Origin of the sequence: Acinetobacter higginsii (genome assembly GCF_000369845.1) — a bacterium.
In the GTDB taxonomy this organism is placed as follows: Bacteria; Pseudomonadota; Gammaproteobacteria; order Pseudomonadales; family Moraxellaceae; genus Acinetobacter; species Acinetobacter higginsii.
Map to the genome: position 1 here is coordinate 427307 of NZ_KB850211.1, position 20841 is coordinate 448147.

The 20841-nt window shown below is 43.1% G+C and carries 11 protein-coding genes; 8 read left to right on the forward strand and 3 right to left on the reverse strand.

Annotated features, from left to right (window positions below; translation table 11 throughout):
• Positions 1-55 precede the first annotated feature (55 nt).
• The 3 genes from cntA to cntB all read left to right on the forward strand — a co-directional run bounded on the left by cntA (position 56) and on the right by cntB (position 3752).
• Positions 56-1171 (forward strand): carnitine monooxygenase subunit alpha, encoded by a 1116-nt coding sequence (gene cntA, locus F885_RS17840; RefSeq protein WP_005312881.1) that lies wholly within the window; start codon positions 56-58, stop codon positions 1169-1171.
• Positions 1172-1239: 68 nt separating this feature from the next.
• Positions 1240-2691: an NAD-dependent succinate-semialdehyde dehydrogenase gene (locus F885_RS17835; protein ID WP_005312883.1), complete on the forward strand. Its 1452-nt coding sequence runs from the start codon at positions 1240-1242 to the stop codon at positions 2689-2691.
• 104 nt (positions 2692-2795) lie between these two features.
• Complete coding sequence (cntB, locus tag F885_RS17830) at positions 2796-3752, forward strand: carnitine monooxygenase, reductase subunit CntB (RefSeq protein ID WP_005312886.1); 957 nt, start codon at positions 2796-2798, stop codon at positions 3750-3752.
• 76 nt (positions 3753-3828) lie between these two features.
• On the opposite strand, the gene F885_RS17825 is transcribed toward cntB, so the two are convergent.
• Positions 3829-5430 (reverse strand): bifunctional aspartate transaminase/aspartate 4-decarboxylase, encoded by a 1602-nt coding sequence (locus F885_RS17825; protein ID WP_005312889.1) that lies wholly within the window; start codon positions 5428-5430, stop codon positions 3829-3831.
• Positions 5431-5479: 49 nt separating this feature from the next.
• Positions 5480-7165, reverse strand: coding sequence for an aspartate-alanine antiporter (aspT, locus tag F885_RS17820; RefSeq protein WP_005312891.1), 1686 nt, complete (start codon positions 7163-7165; stop codon positions 5480-5482).
• A gap of 530 nt (positions 7166-7695) precedes the next feature.
• On the opposite strand from aspT, the gene F885_RS21145 reads away from it, so the two are divergent.
• Together F885_RS21145 and tpgA are read left to right on the forward strand one after the other, a co-directional pair.
• Positions 7696-16059 (forward strand): ESPR-type extended signal peptide-containing protein, encoded by an 8364-nt coding sequence (locus F885_RS21145; RefSeq protein ID WP_005312893.1) that lies wholly within the window; start codon positions 7696-7698, stop codon positions 16057-16059.
• A 63-nt stretch (positions 16060-16122) separates the two neighbouring features.
• Positions 16123-16923, forward strand: a complete 801-nt coding sequence (tpgA, locus tag F885_RS17810; protein WP_005312895.1) for a trimeric autotransporter adhesin/peptidogylcan-associated protein TpgA — start codon at positions 16123-16125, stop codon at positions 16921-16923.
• Between the two features lie 182 nt (positions 16924-17105).
• Here tpgA and pcaU read toward each other — a convergent pair whose 3' ends face one another.
• Positions 17106-17930, reverse strand: coding sequence for an IclR family transcriptional regulator PcaU (pcaU, locus tag F885_RS17805; protein ID WP_005312897.1), 825 nt, complete (start codon positions 17928-17930; stop codon positions 17106-17108).
• A 249-nt stretch (positions 17931-18179) separates the two neighbouring features.
• Here pcaU and F885_RS17800 point away from each other — a divergent pair, with 249 nt between their 5' ends.
• The 3 genes from F885_RS17800 (at position 18180) to pcaF (ending at position 20833) form a co-directional block, all read left to right on the forward strand.
• Entirely contained in the window at positions 18180-18869 is a 690-nt protein-coding gene (locus F885_RS17800) for a 3-oxoacid CoA-transferase subunit A (RefSeq protein WP_005312898.1), read from the forward strand.
• Positions 18866-19519 carry a 3-oxoacid CoA-transferase subunit B gene (locus tag F885_RS17795; protein ID WP_005312900.1) on the forward strand — a complete coding sequence of 218 codons (654 nt, stop codon included), beginning with the start codon at positions 18866-18868 and terminating at the stop codon, positions 19517-19519. The genes F885_RS17800 and F885_RS17795 overlap by 4 nt, the downstream gene beginning before the upstream one ends.
• Before the next feature lie 105 nt (positions 19520-19624).
• Positions 19625-20833, forward strand: a complete 1209-nt coding sequence (gene pcaF, locus F885_RS17790; RefSeq protein ID WP_005312902.1) for a 3-oxoadipyl-CoA thiolase — start codon at positions 19625-19627, stop codon at positions 20831-20833.
• Positions 20834-20841: the final 8 nt, after the last annotated feature.

Consider the following 20841-nt stretch of genomic DNA (forward strand, 5'->3'; position numbering starts at 1 on the left):
CAGCCAATTTTGATAAAACGGTCGTTAGGACAAAAGAGTTTAATGGAGTAAAACCATGAATGCAGTTGAAAAATTACCAGAAGATTTCTGTTCAAACCCAAATATGGCGTGGACATTTCCAAAAGTGTTCTATACCTCATCTCAGGTATTTGAGCGTGAAAAAGAAGAAATTTTTGCGAAAAGCTGGATTTGCGTGGCACATGGCAGTGAAGTTGCCCAAGCCAATGACTATATTACCCGTAAGGTGATTGGTGAAAATATTATCGTGATTCGCGGCAAAGACAGCGTATTACGTGCATTTTATAATGTCTGCCCGCATCGTGGTCATGAGTTGTTAAGTGGTAGTGGCAAAGCGAAAAATGTCATTACCTGTCCGTATCATGCATGGACATTTAAGCTGGATGGTAGTTTGGCATTGGCGCGTAACTGTGATCATGTTGAGTCTTTCGACAAGCAAAACTCAAGCATGGTGCCGTTAAAAGTTGAAGAATATGGTGGTTTTGTCTTTATCAATATGGATGAAAATGCCACTTGTGTTGAAGATCAATTGCCTGAATTTGCACAGAAACTCAATGAAGCTTGTGCTGTGATCAAAGACTTGAAACTGGCTGCGCGTTTTGTAACGGAAACGCCTGCGAATTGGAAAGTAATCGTGGATAACTATTTAGAATGTTATCACTGTGGTCCAGCACACCCAGGTTTTGCTGATTCAGTACAGGTGGATAAATACTGGCATACCACCCATCAAAACTGGACGCTGCAATATGGTTATGCACGTTCTTCAGAGAAATCCTTCAAGCTTGATCCATCAGTCAAAGACCCGACATTTAGCGGTTTCTGGACATGGCCTTGCACCATGTTTAACGTGCCACCCGGTGCAAACTTCATGACTGTGATCTATGAGTTTCCGATGGATGCGGAAACCACTTTGCAGCACTACGATATTTTCTTTACCAATGAAGAGTTGACTCAAGATCAGAAAGACCTGATCGAATGGTATCGCAATGTCTTCCGTCCTGAAGACCTTGAACTGGTTGAAAGTGTACAACGTGGCTTGAAATCACGGGGTTATCGCGGTCAGGGCCGTATCATGACCGATAAGCAACGTTCAGGCATCAGTGAGCATGGTATCGCGTATTTCCAGAATCTTGTTGCACAGTACCACAAGTAATTTTGTTTCAGGCTCATTAAGGGTACGGTGAAAGACCGTACCTTGCTTTCAATCGATAGGATCATGACATGTCAAGTTTGCAAGGAAGTCAATTATTTCAACAACGCGGATTGATTAATGGCCAGTGGGTCAATGCGCAAACCAATGCCACCATTCCTGTGACCAATCCTGCAACAGGAGAAGAAATTGGCTTGATTCCGAATATGGGTGCTGCGGAAGCCACTGAAGCGGTTGAAGTGGCATATCAGGCTTTAGCATCGTGGAAAGGATTAACGGCACAAAAACGTGCAGATCTGTTATTGGCTTGGCATCAACTGGTTTTGAGTCATGCTGATGAACTGGCACGGATCATGACCATTGAGCAGGGGAAACCTTTAGCTGAAGCATTGGGTGAAGTGAAATATGCGGCTTCATTTATTCAATGGTTTGCGGAAGAAGGCAAACGCGTTTATGGCGATGTGATTCCGACCACCAATAGCCAACAGCGTTTTATTGTGACCAAAGAACCTGTTGGGGTGGTTGCTGCAATTACGCCGTGGAATTTCCCGATTGCGATGATTACCCGCAAAGCGGCGCCTGCTTTGGCGGCGGGTTGCACCATTGTGATCAAACCTGCCAATGAAACGCCGTATTGTGCACTTGCGATTGCCAAGCTGGCAGAAATGGCAGGTATTCCAGCAGGTGTCATCAATGTGGTTACAGGCAAATCGCAAGAAATTGGTTCGGTATTTACCAGCCATGAAAAAGTCAAAAAACTGACTTTTACAGGTTCTACGCCTGTCGGTCGTTTATTGATGCAGCAATGTTCAGATACCATCAAAAAACTGGCACTTGAATTGGGTGGCAACGCACCACTCATCATTTTTGATGATGCTGATCTGGATAAAGCGGTTCAAGGTGCAATCTTTGCCAAGTTCCGTAATGCAGGACAAACCTGTGTCTGTGCCAATCGAATTTATGTACATGACAAAATTTATCAGGCATTTACCGAGAAGTTTGTACAAGAAGTACAGAAATTCAAAATTGGTAATGGTTTGGAACAGAATGTACAGATTGGACCGTTAATCAATGACAAGGCCGTGCTTAAAGCTCAACAGTTAATTGATGATGCCTGTGGCAAAGGTGCGCAAGTGGCGTGCGGTGGTAAACAACATGCACTTGGACAAACCTTCTTTGAACCGACCGTGTTAACCGACGTATCGCGTGATATGGAAATTGTTCAGGAAGAAATCTTTGGCCCAGTCGCGCCTTTGATTCGCTTTACAGATGAAGCCGATGTGGTCGCGCAAGCCAATGATACGATTTTTGGTTTAGCGGCCTATGTTTATAGCGAAAACATTTCACGGATCTGGCGTGTGGCTGAACAGCTGGAATATGGCATGGTTGGGATGAATTCAACCGCGATTTCCAATGAAGTCGTGCCATTTGGTGGCGTTAAACAATCTGGTGTGGGGCGTGAAGGTTCTAAATATGGTTTGGAAGAATTTATGACTATTAAATATATGTGTTTAGGATTATAGCAACAATGCCTGTTGGGACTCTCTTCATCGAGGGTCAACAGGCAATATGCAGTTAAAATTAGAAAATGCTTAGATGAGCAGCATGCGGTAAAGAGGATTTAGACATGGCTAGTCATTATGAAATGTTTGCATCGGTGGTCACACGCGTAGAGCAACTGACTCCACTGATCAAACGGTTTACATTTAAACGTCAGGACGGACAAAATTTCCCTCAATTCAATGGTGGCAGTCATATCATTGTGAAAATGAATGATCAACTGTCCAATGCCTATTCATTGATGAGCTGTGCTCATGATCTATCGACTTACCAAGTCTGTGTCCGTAAAGATATTGAAGGTAAAGGTGGTTCAGTCTTTATGCATGATCAGTGCAATGAAGGCTGTGAAATTCTGATTTCTGAACCGAAGAATTTGTTTCCATTGGCGGCAGATGGTGAGAAACATATTTTAATTGCAGGCGGGATTGGGATTACACCGTTTGTACCACAAATGGATGAGTTGGCTGCACGTGGTGCCGACTTTGAATTGCATTATGCCTACCGTTCGCCAGAACATGCTGCATTGTTAGATGAACTCAAGCAAAAGCATGGCGAACATATTGTTAGCTATATTGATTCAGATGGAAAATATCTTGATCTCGATCAGTTGATTGGCGCTCAACCCAAAGGTACGCACGTCTATGTGTGTGGGCCTAAACCGATGATTGATGCAGTGATTGATCGTTGTAATTACCATCGTTACCGCGATGAATATATTCACTGGGAGCAATTTGCATCTACCGTACCAGAGGAAGGTGAAGCATTTACGGTTGTTCTGGCGAAATCCAATCAGCAAGTGGAAGTTCAAGGGAACCAGACGATCTTGCAAGCGATTGAACTCCTCAACATTGATGTGGAGTGTTTATGTCGTGAAGGGGTGTGTGGGACTTGTGAAACCATGATTCTGGAAGGTGAGGCAGAGCATTTCGATCAGTATCTGAGTGATGATGAAAAAGCCTCACAGCAGTCGATGATGATTTGTGTATCGCGTGCAAAAGGCAAAAAACTGGTACTTGATCTTTAATTTAAAGTTTTGAGTTTAAAAATATAAAAAAGCAGCCTAAGCTGCTTTTTTATTGATCAGGAACATTGATTCAGATTTATTTTTTGCCTTTCTTGGTTTTTAAGTATTCTTGATAAGATTCTTCGGCAAAGCGTCTTAAGGAATCCCCAATGGCAGCATATTGGTATTCATTCAGGTTGGCCAATGACGCACGTGCAGAAGGGTGCTGTACCCCAAAGCCTGAACCTGGTAACAGTACCACACCTGTTTCATCAGCAACGCGGAATAATAATTCGGTTGGGTTCTTATTCTTCATGACCCAATCTGCAAACTCGTCTCCATAAAGTGTTCGAGAGGTATTTTCCAAGTTGACCAAGGTATAGTAATCGACTGAGTTTGGATCTGCTGGAACTTCAACTCCTAATTGTCGATACAGCGCAGCATCACGTTCGCGCACTACAGATTTAACCGCCTTCTTATAGTTCTGTTGCGAATCCATCATATTGAATAGGGCAAACAGTACCATTTGCACTTGTTGAGGTGTAGAAAGACCTGCGGTGTGGTTCAGTGCTACATTGCGACTATCTGCGACCAGACGATCAATAAATTTGATCTTGGCTGGATCAGTGGTTAAAGAAGAATAGCGTTCTTCCAGTTCCTTCTTGTCTTTTTTAGACAGTGCAGCCAGTTTTTGATCCAGAATATTATTGTTGGAAAGGGCAATGACCCCGAGTCTCCACCCAGTTGCTCCAAAATATTTCGAGAATGAATACACCAAGATGGTATTGTCTGGACAGATTGCAAATAGTGATTTGAAATTGTCTGCAAAAGTACCGTACACATCATCGGTCAAAATAATCAGGTCAGGTCGTTTTTTCACGATATCAGCCAATATCGCCAAACCTTCATCGCTGAGTTTTACTGAGGGCGGGTTACTTGGATTCACCAGAAAGAAGGCTTTAATCGATGGGTCTTCCAGTTTCCGCAATTCAGATTCAGGGTATTGCCATCCGAGTTTTGGATCGGCCTCGATCAGGACTTCTTCAAGTTGATAGTCATTTAGTTTTGGAATTTCCAAATATGGTGTGAAAATAGGTGCACCAATCGCGATACGATCGCCATTGGCAATAATTTTATTCTCTTTTAAGGAGTTAAAAATATAGGCCATTGCTGCGGTTCCACCTTCGACCGCAAACAAGTCTAAGCCTTCTTTCGGCATGCCTTGGACGCCCATTTCACGTAGGATATATTCTTTGATAATCGATTCACTGATATGTAGCATGCGGTCAGGGACAGGGTAGTTACAACCTAAAATTCCCTCAACCATTTCCAGTAAAAAAGCATCTGGATCTAAACCGAGCTGATCTCGGACATAGGAAATGGCTTTGCCTAAAAATACTACACCGGGTTTATCCCGATTGTGCATAATGAAGTTATCGAAGCGAGATTGCAGACCAACTGGGCGAGGGAAGCCGCCTAAGCCTTCTGGCATATAAGAGAACGAAAACTCTGATTCCGTTGTTGAAAATAGCCCCAATTGGAAGAATGCCCGACGCGGAATCGTGGCTAAAAAGTTCGGATTTCCGCGGCCTGCATTTAGCATCATCCTGTCTGTTTTGCTTTGGGCAAGCTCAATTAAATTGTCTTTTAGTTCGAATGGGCTAAGTTTTGAGTATTTTGAATAATCAACGTTCCCCATGGGAAGTCTCCTTAATTATAGTGACGGCAATAAAATTTTGAATATGGATTTAAGCAAGGCCAACAATCAGTGGGCCAAGCAGAGTTAAGAATACGTTTGCCAAGGCATAGGTAATTGCAAAAGGCACGGTCGGAATTGAGTTTCCAGCTTTATCTAAAATTGCACCAAAGGCAGGGTTGGCACTACGAGAACCAGACAAGGCGCCTGCCATAACGGCAACGTTGTCATAACGCAGCACATAACGTGCAAAAAGCATGGAAAGAATCAGAGGAACTAATGTGACCACCACACCGATCATAAATAAGGACAGACCACTGTCTTTAATGGTTTGGATGGCTTGTAAGCCAGATTGCAAGCCAACCGCAGCTACGAATCCTGCAAGACCCAAATCTTTCAGGAGTTGCGATGCGGCTAAAGGCATGTTGCCATGGACTTGATTACGGCTGCGCAACCAACCAAACAGAAGACCTGACAGTAACGCACCACCACCTGCACCAAGTGTTAGAGGGACATCACCAATACGGACTACAAACAGACCAATTAATAAGCCAACGACCAAGCCTGCGCCGTGGAAAATCCAGTCGGTTTTTAAGCTTTCTGGCAGTGCTGTACCTGCTTCTTTGACTAAACGATCCAGATCACTTTTAGTGCCATAAACCGTAATAACATCCCCTTGATGTAAAACAGTGTCATCACTCAAGCTCTGCGTTTCATCGTTACGTTTAATCGCCAGCACGTAAATCCCATGCTTTAAATAGGCAGGCGTATTGCCTTTGATATCGCCGAGACTACGATTGATATACTTGGAATTTCTTAGGATGACATCGGTCGTATCCATAATCATTTCCATACCTTGTGAAGACTGCAGCTCAGTACCAATTTGGTCTGAAATAGCAACAACACTGGCACGACGGCCGACCAGCAATATCACATCATCTGTTTGTAAAGTTAGTTCTGGTGCAACATCAATCAATTGATCTTTACGCTTTAAGCGCTCAATGGTAATGCTACTTTGTTTGGATTCAAGTTCTGCAACAGTTTGTCCACTGGCATGTTTGACTTTATAAATGCGTCCGACAATTTCAGGCATCGCCAGTTCTTGACCAGGCGCTAATTCAAAAGCACCTTTGAGGCGTTCAGATTGGGCTTTCAAAGCATCATCATGAATTTCTTTGCCCATAAATTTAGGCAGAATATTCACACAGACAATGATGGCACCCAATGAACCAAAAATATAAGTGACGGCATATCCGATTGCGACATTGGCCTGTAGTTTTTGAATCTCAGCCAAGGGCAGGTCGAGTCGAGAAATCGCATCACCTGCAGTCCCAATAATTGCAGATTGGGTCATTCCACCAGCAGCGAGTCCTGCGGCTAAACCTTTGTCTAAATGGAATAACTTTGCCATGACCAAGACTGTGATTAAGCCGCTGACTGCCATGAAGACTGCTAATAGGATTTCTTTTATCGATTGTGGACCCAATGATTTGAAGAACTGTGGGCCACTTTCAAAACCAACTGCATAAATAAATAATGCAAATAGAATGGCTTTGACCCCATTATCGACGGGAACACCAATGAGACTGAGTACGACTGCAACAAGTAGGGAACCTGCTACACCACCGAACTGAAATTTTCCGAATTGAAACTGACCGATCCAGAAACCTATTGCTAAGGATAAGAACAATAATATTTCTGGGCTATGTTTTAATTCGCCTTGTAACCATTCAATCATTTTTCGATCTCACTTTTCTTATTCGATCTATCTTTAGGTTTGAAATTTATTTATTTTTCATGTTTTTTTAAAATACGCCTCAGAGCGATTCTGTGCAAATCTATTGATTTTATTGTGTTTTTATATTTCTAAAGTCTAAGTTGTTATAAAATCTAAATTTTTTTTCAAAGTGTTGTTATATAAAAATATATTTTAACTAAAGATAAAAATAAAGTTACACAAATAAACAAATTGGAATCTAAGTATTTACTAGTGTTTTATGTTTTTTTAATAAATTTTAAATAATAATTAATTTTTTATAATAAATATTTAATATTATGATTTTTAATGAAAAATGTTATTTTGAATTGTAATTATTAATCAGGTTTAAAATAATATTAAAGTAAGTTGTATTTTTGTAAATTACATTTAAAAAACAAAGTATAAATAAAGAGTTACTCTAAGTTACCAAGGGTTGAATAAGTTTCCGTTTATATTTTATTCAAAATAAACACTTTAAAAACATACATAAACGATAAGGTGAAATAATCATGAATAAAGTCTATAAGCTGGTGTGGAATGCTTCAACTGGTGTTTGGGTAGCGGTATCTGAGCTGGCTAAATCCAGAGTAAAATCAAAGACAATTAAGGTTTCAGCTGCTGTCATACTGGTTAATTTTAGTGTAGGGATTGGCGCAAGTTATGCAGATGAGGTAATTCAGGGAAATAATATACAAGTCGTTACAGATAATAGTGATCCGTTGAATATAAAGCACACAATTTCTACATCGGATAATGTTGCTTTTAAGAATGTCACCGTGGGGACGGTGGTGGTTGATAGTACAAGCAATAAAATCTCTGGATTGAGTGATGGGGTGAATAATGATGATGCTGCAACCTTTGGGCAATTAAAAACTGTTGATAATAAAGTCAGTCAAAATAGCTCAGATATTTCATCATTAAATTCTAGTGTTTCGAAAAATACAGGTGATATTTCGTCAATAAACTCGAGTGTATCTAAAAACACAGGTGATATTTCCTCACTAGCTAATCGAGTCACGGTGAATGAAGGAGATATTGCAAATTTACAGTCATCAGTTGGAGGAATATCGAATCAAACCTGGAAAATTCAAGCAAATGGTGATGCTGCAACATCAGTAAAATCTTCTGATACAGTTCAGTTTTCAGATGGTGCAAATATTGCGATTACCCGATCAGGAAATAATCTGACTGTTGCGACAAAGCCAGAGGTTAGTTTTGACAAAGTTACAGTCGATGGGGTTGTGATCGATAATGGCCAAATTACAGTGACTAAAAATGCCACTGTCGGTTCTGGATCTAAGGAAGTTGTGACTGGTGATCAACTGTATAAAGTTGAACAAGACTTATTAAATGCAGGGATTGAACGCGCTAAATATTTCCATGCAACTTCAGTTTTAGATGATTCTGTTGCTGATGGTACCGACTCAGTGGCGGTAGGGCCAAAGGCTGTGACCAATATAGCGGCTAAAGATGCGGTGGCGATTGGTAATAATGCCGTTGTCGGAACAGCAACCGTTGCGGGTACACCTGCTATCGATGGCATAGAGTCAATTGCGATTGGTAAAGACACTAAAGCACTAGGCAATAAAAATACCGTGATTGGGCAGGCAGCGACGACGGATACGATGGAAATTACCAGTTCGATTGCGATTGGTGATGCTGCAAAAATTAGTGGTACCAGCACCAAAAATGCCGTTTCTATAGGTTCTAACTCAATTTCAAGTGCCGAGAATGCGACTGCATTAGGGGCTGGTGCAGAAGCTTCTGCATCGAATGCCACCGCTATTGGTCAAGGAGCTAAAGCAGCTTCAGGTTCAGCAATAGCCTTGGGAGATAGTGCAATTGCGAGTGGAGCAAATTCTACTGCACTGGGTTCAGGCGCTCAGGCGAATAGTACCAGCGCCATTTCTTTAGGTGCAAATGCAGGTGTGGGTACGGTCAATAATGCAGGAAATAGCAATCAAAACCATATTGCAATTGGTACCAATGCAGGACAAAACATCAAAGGCAATGAAAATATCGCCATTGGTTTAGAAGCATCCAATGGTACATCGGGAAATTATAATATTGCGATTGGTTCGAAATCGGGTCAGGCTTCCGCGGGCGAGGAAAATGTCAGTATTGGTTATTTATCCAATCAAAATGCCAAAGAAACGGACCATACCACAGCGATTGGTGGACGTTCCATTTCAGGTCAAGCGGCTGTTGCTGTTGGTTATTTAGCAAGTGCAGACAATCAAGGTGCGGTTGCAATTGGGGCTGCTTCAAAAGTAGAAGGGATTGATGACGGCTCGGGTACAGGAACCAAGAAAAATGCAGATAATGGTGTTGCTGTCGGGATTAATGCGTGGTCTAAAGACAATAGTATCGCATTAGGTTCTAACTCAGTCGCTTCAAAAGATTTAGCCGAAACACAAACAGGTTATTTGACCTCATCTAAAACCAGTAATCAGGGTGTCATCTCAGTGGGTTCCGATGGTTCAGGCGGCGTAGCTGCATTTAAACGTCGAATCGCCCATGTGGATGATGGTGCAGAAGGTTATGATGCAGTTAACGTGAGACAGTTGAAAATTGCTCAAGAAAAAGTAGGTAATTTAATTGGTGGCGATGTTAGCGTAGATAACAACGGTAATTATTCGCAAATTACCTTAAAAGATAATAATGGCAAGGAATATAAATACAATACAGTGGTCGATGCTTTAGGTGCAATCTCAAGTGGCGCTGTACTGCCAAGTATTGATAATGCTGTGACTTATACAGATGCAACCTCTAAGCAAATTAATCTAAGACCCAATACGGTAATTAGTGGTTTGGCACCAGGTAAAGTGGGTACAGATGCGGTGAATCTGGCTCAAATGCAAGAAGCCGTTGAGGCAAGCCGAGTCAAATATATCAGTGTTAAATCTGAGGCGATTGGTAACAAAAATAATGAAGGTGCTTCTGGGGTAGATGCGGTTGCAATTGGGCCTGAAGCCATTGCCCAGAATAAAAATAGTACGGCAATAGGTTCGCAGGTCTATGCTCTTGGTGATAATGCGACCACGATTGGTTCAACAGGAACGATTGCATATGATGCAGCAGGTGTTGCGATTGGTCAGCATGCGATCAGCCGTGGTGAAAATAGTATTGTCATTGGTAAAGATGCGAAATCAGAGCCACAAACCAGCAATGATAAAGTCAATGATGCGGTTGCAATAGGGACAAATGCACTGGTGACTAACAGTAAAGGGATTGCGATTGGTAAAGAAACCATTGCACGAGGAGAGGAAAGTATTGCGCAAGGCTATGATGCTCGAGCCAGTGCCGATCGGGCGCTTGCCGTTGGGGTCAGCAGTCGTTCCTCAAGCACAGATGCACTGGCTTTAGGTACGCAAGCATCGGCATCTGGAACCAATGCGCTGGCGACTGGTAAACAAGCCAATGCTAATGCTCGTGACTCAATTGCAACAGGAACACAAGCCACAAGTTATGCAACCAATGCAATTGCACTAGGAAATAACTCTATTTCAGGGAAAGCCAATCCGACCAAAGATGAAATTGACAACAATCTCAATTCAAATACGATTGCCATTGGTACAGATAGTTTTGCTCAAATTCAAAGTGCAATTGCTCTAGGGAATACGGCTCGAGCGACTGAGGAAAATACCATTGCCGTGGGTAAAAACAGCAAAGTTGAGGCGAAAGATGCAATTGCGATTGGTCTAGATGCACAGACGACTGGAGCAAATGGAGTTGCTTTAGGTAAACAAGCCAAAGCAGACGGGGAAAATGCGTTGGCGCAAGGTGTTTCAGCTAAGGCATTAAATCTTAACTCCATTGCACAAGGGAACAATGCACAAGCTATTGCAGATAATGCCACTGCGATTGGTGCAAATGCTTTGGCGACAGGCAGCGCAGCAATTTCACAAGGTTTCAATGCCAAAGCGTTAAATACCAATACCATTGCTCAAGGTACCAATGCACAGGCAACAGCCGAAGGTGCGACTGCCATAGGTGCAAATACAGTTGTTAATCATAACAATGCTGTTGCCCTTGGTAATGGTTCGCAATCTGCCGATTATGTACAAACAACCAGTACGGTAATTAATGGCAAGACCTATAATTTTGCTGGTACACCTACCAATTCTTCAAGTGTAAGTGTGGGCAGTGCAGGGAATGAACGTACCATCGTCAATGTCGCAGCAGGTCGAATCAGCTCTACCAGTACGGATGCGATTAATGGTAGTCAGTTGCATCAAACTAATACTGCAATTGAAGATTTAGCCAATACAGCACTGACCTTTCAAGCAGATAGCGGTGCCAATGTACAGCGTAAACTTGGAGAAACACTAAATGTCGTTGGTGGCGTAACAGATGCGAGCAAATTGACAGATAACAATATTGGTGTTGTGGCTGATGGAAATAACAAGCTCACGGTTAAATTAGCCAAAGATCTGAACGTCGATAGTGTTAACGCAGCAGGCACATTGATCAATAGTAATGGCCTCAGCTTTGTGGATGGTAGTGGCAATGTAGTCACGAATAGCCCGAGTATTAGCAAGAACGGAATTAGTGCGGGCAATCAAAAGATCACCAACGTGGGCAAAGGTGATGTAAATGCGACTTCGACTGATGCTGTGAATGGCAGTCAATTGAATGAAGTTCAGCAAATTGCCAATAAGGGTTGGAATCTCACCACCAATAATAATGCAGTAAGCAAGAGCAATGTTGCACCTGACGGTACTGTGGATATTTCCAATGCAGACAGTAACCTTGTGATCAGCAACCAAGGCAATAATGTAGATATCCGTTTAGCCAATCAAGTCACGATTGGATCAGGCGCAGGCAGCAACCCTGTAACGGTGGATGGTGTGACAGGTCGAATCAATGGTTTAACCAATACCACATGGGACCCGAATGCAACTTATAACAGTAAACAAGCCGCGACCGAGGAGCAGTTAAAGTCAGTCAGCGATGTTGCACAGAACGCCAACAAGGGCTGGAATGTAAAATCAGACAGTAACTTGGCTGCGACACAAGTGAAGCCGACAGATACGGTAGATATTGGCTTAGCCACAGGTGAAAGCAATCTTAAATCGACTGCGGTGAATGATGGCAAAGGCACCACCACGATTGATTTTAGTTTAAGCAAGGATTTGAATATTGATACAGTCACTGCGGGTACGGGAACAAATAAAACCGTACTAAGTCAGACGGGCGTAAATATTGACAATGGAACGACTCAAACGCAGCTCGAAGCGGGTAAGGTGGTTGTTAAGAACACAGCGAATACCCTGACTTTAGATGCAGGCAAAGGCACACTTGAAGGTCTAAGCAATAAAGATATCAGCAGTGCCGACTTTGCCACTCAAGGTCGTGCAGCGACGGAAGAGCAATTAAAACAAATCCAGACAGGCTTAACAGACAGTGGCTTTGGTTTAACTGCGGCAGATGGTAATTCAGTTCAGAAGAAACTGGGACAAACGGTGGATGTGGTTGGCGCCGACAGCAACATCACCACGAAGGTGGATCAAGGTAAGCTTGCGATTGAACTCTCCAAAGACTTGGCAGTGAATAGCGTCAATGCCGCGGGGACATTGATCAATAGCAATGGCCTCAGCTTTGTGGATGCCAGTGGCAATGCAATCACAAATAGCCCAAGCATCAGTAAGAATGGAGTCAGTGCAGGCAATCAAAAGATCACCAATGTCGCGAAAGGTGATGTGAATGCGACGTCGACTGATGCGGTGAATGGCAGTCAATTGAATGAAGTTCAGCAAATTGCCAATAAAGGTTGGAATCTCACCACCAATAAGAATGCGGCCAACAAGAGCAATGTTGCACCTGACGGTACTGTAGATATTTCTAATGCAGACAGTAACCTTGTGATCAGCAACCAAGGCAATAATGTGGATATCCGTTTAGCCAATCAAGTCACGATTGGATCAGGCGCAGGCAGCAACCCTGTAACGGTGAATGGTGTGACAGGTCGAATCAATGGCTTGACCAATACCACATGGGACCCGAACGCAACTTATAACAGTAAACAAGCCGCGACCGAGGAACAGTTAAAGTCAGTCAGTGATGTTGCACAGAATGCCAACAAGGGCTGGAATGTAAAATCAGACAGTAACTTAGCTGCGACACAAGTGAAGCCGACAGATACGGTCGATATCGGCTTAGCCACAGGTGAAAGCAATCTTAAATCGACTGCGGTGAATGATGGCAAAGGCACTACCACCATTGATTTTAGTTTAAGCAAAGATCTGAAAGTCGATAGTGTCAACGCAGCAGGCACATTGATCAATAGCAATGGTCTTAGCTTTGTAGATGGTAGTGGCAATGCGATCGCGAATAGTCCAAGTATTAGCAAGAACGGAATTAGTGCAGGCAATCAAAAGATCACCAATGTCGCCAAAGGTGATGTGAATGCCACTTCGACTGATGCGGTGAATGGCAGCCAATTGAATGAAGTTCAGCAAATTGCCAATAAGGGTTGGAACCTCACCACCAATAATAATGCTGCAAGTAAGAGCAATGTTGCACCTGACGGTACTGTAGATATTTCCAATGCAGACAGTAACCTTGTGATCAGCAACCAAGGCAATAATGTGGATATCCGTCTCGCCAATCAAGTCACGATTGGATCAGGCGCAGGCAGCAACCCTGTAACGGTGAATGGTGTAACAGGTCGAATCAATGGTTTGACCAATACCACATGGGACCCGAACGCAACTTATAACAGTAAACAAGCCGCGACCGAGGAACAGTTAAAGTCAGTCAGTGATGTTGCACAGAATGCCAACAAGGGCTGGAATGTAAAATCAGACAGTAACTTAGCTGCGACACAAGTGAAGCCAACGGATACGGTCGATATCGGCTTAGCCACAGGTGAAAGCAATCTTAAATCGACTGCGGTGAATGATGGCAAAGGCACCACCACCATTGATTTTAGTTTAAGCAAAGACCTGAATATTGATACGGTCACTGCAGGTACAGGAACAAATAAAACTGTGCTGAGTCAGACGGGCGTGACTATTGACAATGGAACGACTCAAACGCAACTCGAAGCAGGTAAGGTGGTTGTTAAGAACACGGCAAATACCCTGACTTTAGATGCAGGCAAAGGGACACTTGAAGGTCTAAGCAATAAAGATATCAGTAGTGCGGACTTTGCCACTCAAGGTCGTGCAGCGACGGAAGAGCAATTAAAACAAATCCAGACAGGCTTAACAGACAGTGGCTTTGGTTTAACTGCGGCAGATGGTAATTCAGTTCAGAAGAAACTGGGACAAACGGTGGATGTGGTTGGCGCCGACAGCAACATCACCACGAAGGTAGATCAAGGTAAGCTTGCGATTGAACTCTCCAAAGACTTGGCAGTGAATAGTGTCAACGCAGCAGGAACATTGATCAATAGTAATGGTCTTAGCTTTGTGGATGGTAGTGGCAATGCAATCGCAAATAGCCCAAGCATCAGTAAGAATGGAGTCAGTGCAGGCAATCAAAAGATCACCAATGTCGCCAAAGGTGATGTAAATGCGACGTCGACTGATGCCGTGAATGGCAGTCAATTATTTGCAGTTGGAGATGGCGTGAAAAACATCATTGGTGGCACAACCACTTATGATCCAAACACAGGCACATTTATCAATAACAATATCGGGAACACTGGTGAAAGTACCATCCATGATGCGATTAAATCAGTGAATAATACTGTGCAAACGGTGAGCAGAGGTTGGAATTTAACCACCAATGGGCAAAATTCAAGCCAAGTAAAACCAACAGATACGGTTGATTTTGCAAATAAAGATGGAAATATTAAGGTCAATAATAGCGGCAATAATGTCACAGTTGATTTGGCTAAAGACATTAAGGTGGATAGTGTTCAAGCAGGAAATACCACGCTTAATAACAATGGTCTAACCATTAAAGATGGGCCGAGTGTCACCCAAAGTGGAATTGATGCTGGTAATAAAAAAATTACCAACGTTGCAGAGGGTAGCATCGCTAAGAACAGTAAAGATGCTGTGAATGGTAGTCAATTGCATGACATGTTGGGAGATGGTGCATTTGTTGGCGGCGATGGAAATACCATTACCAATATTGGTGGAACAGGTGCGACCAACATCAATGATGCCATTAGCTCAATTAACCAAAAAGCGGGACAGCATTCTACTGTAGTTGCAGGTCAAAATATGACGGTAACAGAAACTGTAAATAGTTCCGGTGGTAAAGAGTTCAAAGTTGCAACGACTGATGATGTCACTTTTAAAACCGTTACTTCGCAAAAAGTAACTGCGGATAATGTAACAGTTGGTGATGTTCAGATTACTAAAGCAGGTATTAATGCTGGCAACAAAGTTATTAGCAATGTTGCAGATGGAGCAGTCAATAGCACGTCGAAAGAGGCGGTGAATGGTTCACAATTGAATACATCGAACCAATACATTACCAACTCACTTGGTGGCGGTGCGAAGTATGAAAATGGCAAATTTACTGAACCAACCTACAATGTAAATAATGGATCCTATAACAATGTAGGAGATGCGCTTGGTGCATTGAATCAAGCTAATATTAATATGGGCAATCAAATTAATAACTTGGGTGATCGAATCGAGCAAGTCTTTTATGAAACCAATGGGCGCATTGACAATTTAGAAGAAAAAATGTCTGCGGGTATCGCTGCAAATGCAGCATTAGAACAAGCCCCATATGTAGCTGGTAAAGTCACCTTAGCCGTTGGTGCTGGTTATTATAATAATCAGAATGCTGTAGGTGTGACTCTCAGAAAAACAGCAGATAATGGTCGTTGGTCACTCACCAGTGGTGCTGCGCTTGGCAGTCAAGGTGGGGCGTTGGTGCGTGTCGGCGTGAGCACCGTGCTTGATTAAAATAATGAACAAAGGGAGAGCTAGACTCTCCCAACATAAATTTATAAGAATTTGGAGCAAGAAATGAGAAAAAATACATTATTGATGATCAGCGTGTTGGCGATAGGGTTTTCTTCAATCTACGCACAAGCCGATGATATGAAACAGGTTCAGCAGGAGGAAGTCACTTTTCCCAATGTCGATAAAAGCTATCTAAAGCAAGTGAAACGTTATGAATATGACAGCGTTGCACGTTTAGATACGGGTTTAACCAAAGATCAAATTCGTCATCTATTGGGAAATCCACAATTTAGTGAAGGGATTTTTTCTGTTAAAACATGGAATTATGTACTTGATATCCGTATCCCCAAAACACAAAAATATCAACGTTGTCAGCTAAGAGTTGATTTTGATAAACACTATATTGCCGAAAGACTTTCGTGGAAAGGAGAAGCATGTGAGGGTTTGGTTGCGTGGGGGGAAAATAATCAATTACCTGAGAAACCTGTCGTCGTTCCCCTAGCCGCAACGAAGGCAGCCAGTATCTTCTTTGCTTTTGATCGCTTTGATGAAACCGCGATTGAGACGGGTACAACCTCGATTGCGGATATTGCTCAAAGAATAAAAGTAGAAAGTTCAAATACTCCGATTATTGTCGCAGGCTTTACCGATCCTTTGGGTAAGTTCGCCTACAACTATCGTTTGTCTTCGCAGCGGGCCAATACAGTTGCGAAGTTATTGGTTGCTCAAGGTATTGATGGAAATCGTATTCAAACACAGGCCAATAGTAAAACTGATGTATATCAGCAATGTACAGGTGATCAGCATAATCAACAATTGATCGGTTGTCTTGCACCCAATCGACGTGTCAATGTGAGTTGGTAATTATGGGTTTGGTTAAAGCAATTTTCTTGATTCCTGTTTACATACAGAGACACAAAACATAATGATCGTTAAAAACTTTAATGTTCATTTAAGCAAGGGTGGTTAATTTAAAGATACGGACATAAGCCGTAGCAGCAATACACCTTTCGCCACATTTCCAGATGTGGCTTTTTTTTGTCTGATTAAATGATTTGGCGTAAATCGCGAGCCGTTTCTTGTAGTAAAGGTAAAATATGGGCAATTAAATAATCCTTGGTGGTGCGCATGGTTGGAGACACGATATTTAAGGCCGCAACAACGGCTGCATTGGAATCATATATCGGTACGGCCACAGCATGCACCCCCAATTCATGTTCTTCACAGGAATAGCACCAGTCTTGTTCTTTGATTTCATGCAGTAATTCTAAAAATAGATCAGTTTCAGTATGGGTATATTTGGTTAGACGTTTTAACGGGTATTTTTCTAACCATCGTTTTTGTTGTTCTGGCGTTAAATGTGCAAGCAGAATTTTGCCAGCAGAAGTTGCGTGTGCAGGGAGCCGATTGCCTAAATGTAAGCCATAAGGATTGACCCGATCGGTCTGTTGGTGAGCTGCACTACGGGCAATGGTAATCGCTTCATAACCATCCAAAACCATCACCGAATAAATCAACGAGGTTTGATTGGTTAAAAGATTTAACAAAGGCTGACATATTTTCGGCAGTGTGGAACCATCGAGATAAGCCCCTGAAAATTTAAGAATCTTGGGCGATAAATAATAATAATGCCCATCAAAATCTAAATAGCCTAAGTATTCTAAAGTGAGTAAATGGCGTCGTGCAGCCGCGCGGGTCATGCCCGTTTTTTCAGCGGCGGTACTCATATTCAAGCGATGTCGTTCGGGGCCAAAGCATTCCAAAATTGCTAAGCCTTTCGCGATTCCTGCAATAAAGTCTTCATGCCGAATGGTCTTTTTATTTTCGTTATGATGAATCAAACGCGGATTCTTTTCCTGATCATTTTCCATAATTTAGACATCCTTGCTAAAACGGGTTCTTTATAAAAACATTCTAAGCGAAAGATGACTATTTTACTTGGATAATGTTCGATGATCGAACATAAAAAATAATCATCGAACAAAATGCACTTCAACGTCTAGAAGTGAGCGCAGAATTTATCAAGAATGAATAGAAGAAATCCGAACAAAGCACTCGGCTTAATTTCATCGGTTTTCAGGATGAAAATACGAGTGATGCATCGTACAGGAAGTAGGTAGATGATTGATAAAAGTACGCTCACATTGACTGAGGCACTGTCACAGATCAAGGATGGTGCAACCATCATGATCGGTGGCTTTGGCACCGCAGGACAACCCGCTGAACTGATTGATGGACTGATCGAACTTGGCATCAAGGATCTGGTCATCGTCAATAACAATGCCGGTAATGGTGATTATGGCTTGGCCAAACTGCTTAAAACTGGTGCAGTACGTAAAATCATCTGTTCTTTCCCACGTCAGTCTGATTCATGGGTCTTCGATGAACTGTATCGTGCTGGCAAGATCGAACTGGAACTGGTACCACAAGGTAATCTGGCGTGCCGTATTCAAGCTGCGGGGATGGGCCTCGGTGCAGTATTTACCCCAACTGGCTTTGGTACTTTATTGGCTGAAGGTAAAGAAACCCGTCATATCGATGGTAAAGACTACGTGCTTGAGTATCCAATCAAAGCCGACTTTGCCTTAATCAAAGCCCATCAAGGCGATCGCTGGGGCAATCTGGTCTATAACAAATCTGCGCGTAACTTTGGCCCAATCATGGCGATGGCGGCGGACATCACCATTGCTCAAGTCTCTGAGCTGGTCGAACTCGGTCAGCTTGATCCTGAACACATCATTACTCCTGGGATTTTTGTCCAGCATGTGGTCGCTGTCGATGTAGCCAATGGTACAGGAGCAGAACAATGAGCTATCAAAAACTAAGCCGTGACCAGATTGCTGAGCGTGTGGCGCAAGATATTCCCGATGGTGCTTATGTCAATTTAGGCATTGGCCTACCAACCAAAATTTCCAATTATCTTCCAGCAGACAAAGATGTATTTCTGCATTCTGAAAATGGCTTGCTGGCATTCGGTCCACCGCCTGCCAAAGGTGAAGAAGATCCTGAACTGATCAATGCAGGTAAAGAATATGTGACCATGCTGACGGGTGGTAGCTTTTTCCATCACGGTGATTCCTTTGCCATGATGCGTGGTGGGCATTTAGATATTGCGGTACTCGGTGCTTTCCAAGTGGCAGCCAATGGCGATCTGGCCAACTGGCATACCGGTGCAGCAGATGCGATTCCTGCAGTGGGTGGTGCAATGGATTTGGCTGTCGGTGCGAAGAAAGTATTTATCACCACCGATCACAACACCAAGCAAGGTGAACCGAAGATTGTTGAAGCGCTTTCATATCCTGCAACAGGCTTGAAATGTGTTGATCGTATTTATACCGACCTGTGTGTGATTGATGTGACTGCTGAAGGTTTAAAAGTGATTGAGAAAGTGGAGGGTCTGAGCTTTGAGGAGTTGCAGGCTTTGACAGGTGCTCAGTTGATTGATGCGACTCAAGGATAATGAATCCCTCCCTTGCGGAACTTTAATCGTTCCTCACCCTTTTTAAAAGGGAGGAGTTCCCCTCTTTGTAAAGAGGGGTTAGGGGAGATTTTTAAGGAAAAACACATGAAAAACGCATATATCATTGATGCCATCCGTACCCCATTCGGTCGCTATGCAGGCGGCCTTGCACCTGTACGTGCTGACGATCTGGGGGCAGTTCCAATTCAAGCCTTGATGCAACGTAATCCCAGCGTGGATTGGCAGCAAGTCGATGATCTGATCTATGGCTGTGCCAACCAAGCAGGTGAAGATAACCGTAACGTTGGACGTATGTCAGCATTATTGGCAGGCTTACCTTATCAAGTGCCTGCCACCACAGTGAACCGTTTATGTGGTTCTTCTCTGGATGCAATTGCGATGGCGGCACGGGCGATTAAAGCCAATGAGGCTGACCTAATTATTGCGGGTGGTGTCGAAAGCATGAGCCGTGCGCCTTATGTAATGGGTAAATCGGATAGTGCATTCGGGCGTAGTCAAAAGATTGAAGACACCACCATGGGCTGGCGTTTTATCAATCCAAAACTGAAAGAAATGTATGGTGTAGATACCATGCCACAAACGGCTGAAAACGTGGCGGAACAATTTAAGATTAACCGTGCCGATCAAGACCAGTTTGCACTTAACAGCCAACAACGTACGGCAACGGCGCAAGCCAATGGCTTCTTTAAAAATGAAATTGTGCCTGTCAGCATTCCACAGCGTAAGGGTGATGCACTTGTGGTGGATACCGATGAGCATCCACGTGCCTCAACGACTTTAGATGCACTGAGTAAACTCAAAGGTGTGGTCAAAGCGGATGGTACGGTCACGGCAGGTAATGCTTCTGGAATTAACGATGGTGCAGCAGCATTGTTGATCGCTTCTGATGAAGCGGTAGAAAAATACCAGCTCAAGCCACGTGCCAAAATCATTGCGGCGACGACGGTCGGTGTTGAACCACGGATTATGGGTTTTGCACCTGCGCCTGCAATCAAAAAATTACTGAAACAAGCCAATCTTTCTCTAGCGCAGATGGATGTAATTGAGTTGAACGAAGCCTTTGCAGCACAAGCTTTAGCGGTAACTCGTGATTTAGGTTTGAGTGATGACGATGCACGAATCAACCCGAATGGTGGTGCAATTGCCTTGGGTCATCCACTGGGTGCTTCAGGTGCGCGTTTGGTGACAACGGCGTTGAATCAACTTGAACAGATCAAAGGTCAGTATGCCTTGTGTTCGATGTGCATTGGTGTTGGTCAAGGCATCGCCTTGATTATTCAACGTGTTGAGTGAGGTCTGCT

What these genes read in the sequence shown, in the direction of transcription:
- cntA (WP_005312881.1), top strand. Translation starts at nt 56, where the DNA reads ATGAATGCAGTTGAAAAATTACCAGAAGATTTCTGTTCAAACCCAAAT.
- F885_RS17835 (WP_005312883.1), top strand. Translation starts at nt 1,240, where the DNA reads ATGTCAAGTTTGCAAGGAAGTCAATTATTTCAACAACGCGGATTGATT.
- cntB (WP_005312886.1), top strand. Translation starts at nt 2,796, where the DNA reads ATGGCTAGTCATTATGAAATGTTTGCATCGGTGGTCACACGCGTAGAG.
- F885_RS17825 (WP_005312889.1), bottom strand. Translation starts at nt 5,430, where the DNA reads ATGGGGAACGTTGATTATTCAAAATACTCAAAACTTAGCCCATTCGAA.
- aspT (WP_005312891.1), bottom strand. Translation starts at nt 7,165, where the DNA reads ATGATTGAATGGTTACAAGGCGAATTAAAACATAGCCCAGAAATATTA.
- F885_RS21145 (WP_005312893.1), top strand. Translation starts at nt 7,696, where the DNA reads ATGAATAAAGTCTATAAGCTGGTGTGGAATGCTTCAACTGGTGTTTGG.
- tpgA (WP_005312895.1), top strand. Translation starts at nt 16,123, where the DNA reads ATGAGAAAAAATACATTATTGATGATCAGCGTGTTGGCGATAGGGTTT.
- pcaU (WP_005312897.1), bottom strand. Translation starts at nt 17,930, where the DNA reads ATGGAAAATGATCAGGAAAAGAATCCGCGTTTGATTCATCATAACGAA.
- F885_RS17800 (WP_005312898.1), top strand. Translation starts at nt 18,180, where the DNA reads ATGATTGATAAAAGTACGCTCACATTGACTGAGGCACTGTCACAGATC.
- F885_RS17795 (WP_005312900.1), top strand. Translation starts at nt 18,866, where the DNA reads ATGAGCTATCAAAAACTAAGCCGTGACCAGATTGCTGAGCGTGTGGCG.
- pcaF (WP_005312902.1), top strand. Translation starts at nt 19,625, where the DNA reads ATGAAAAACGCATATATCATTGATGCCATCCGTACCCCATTCGGTCGC.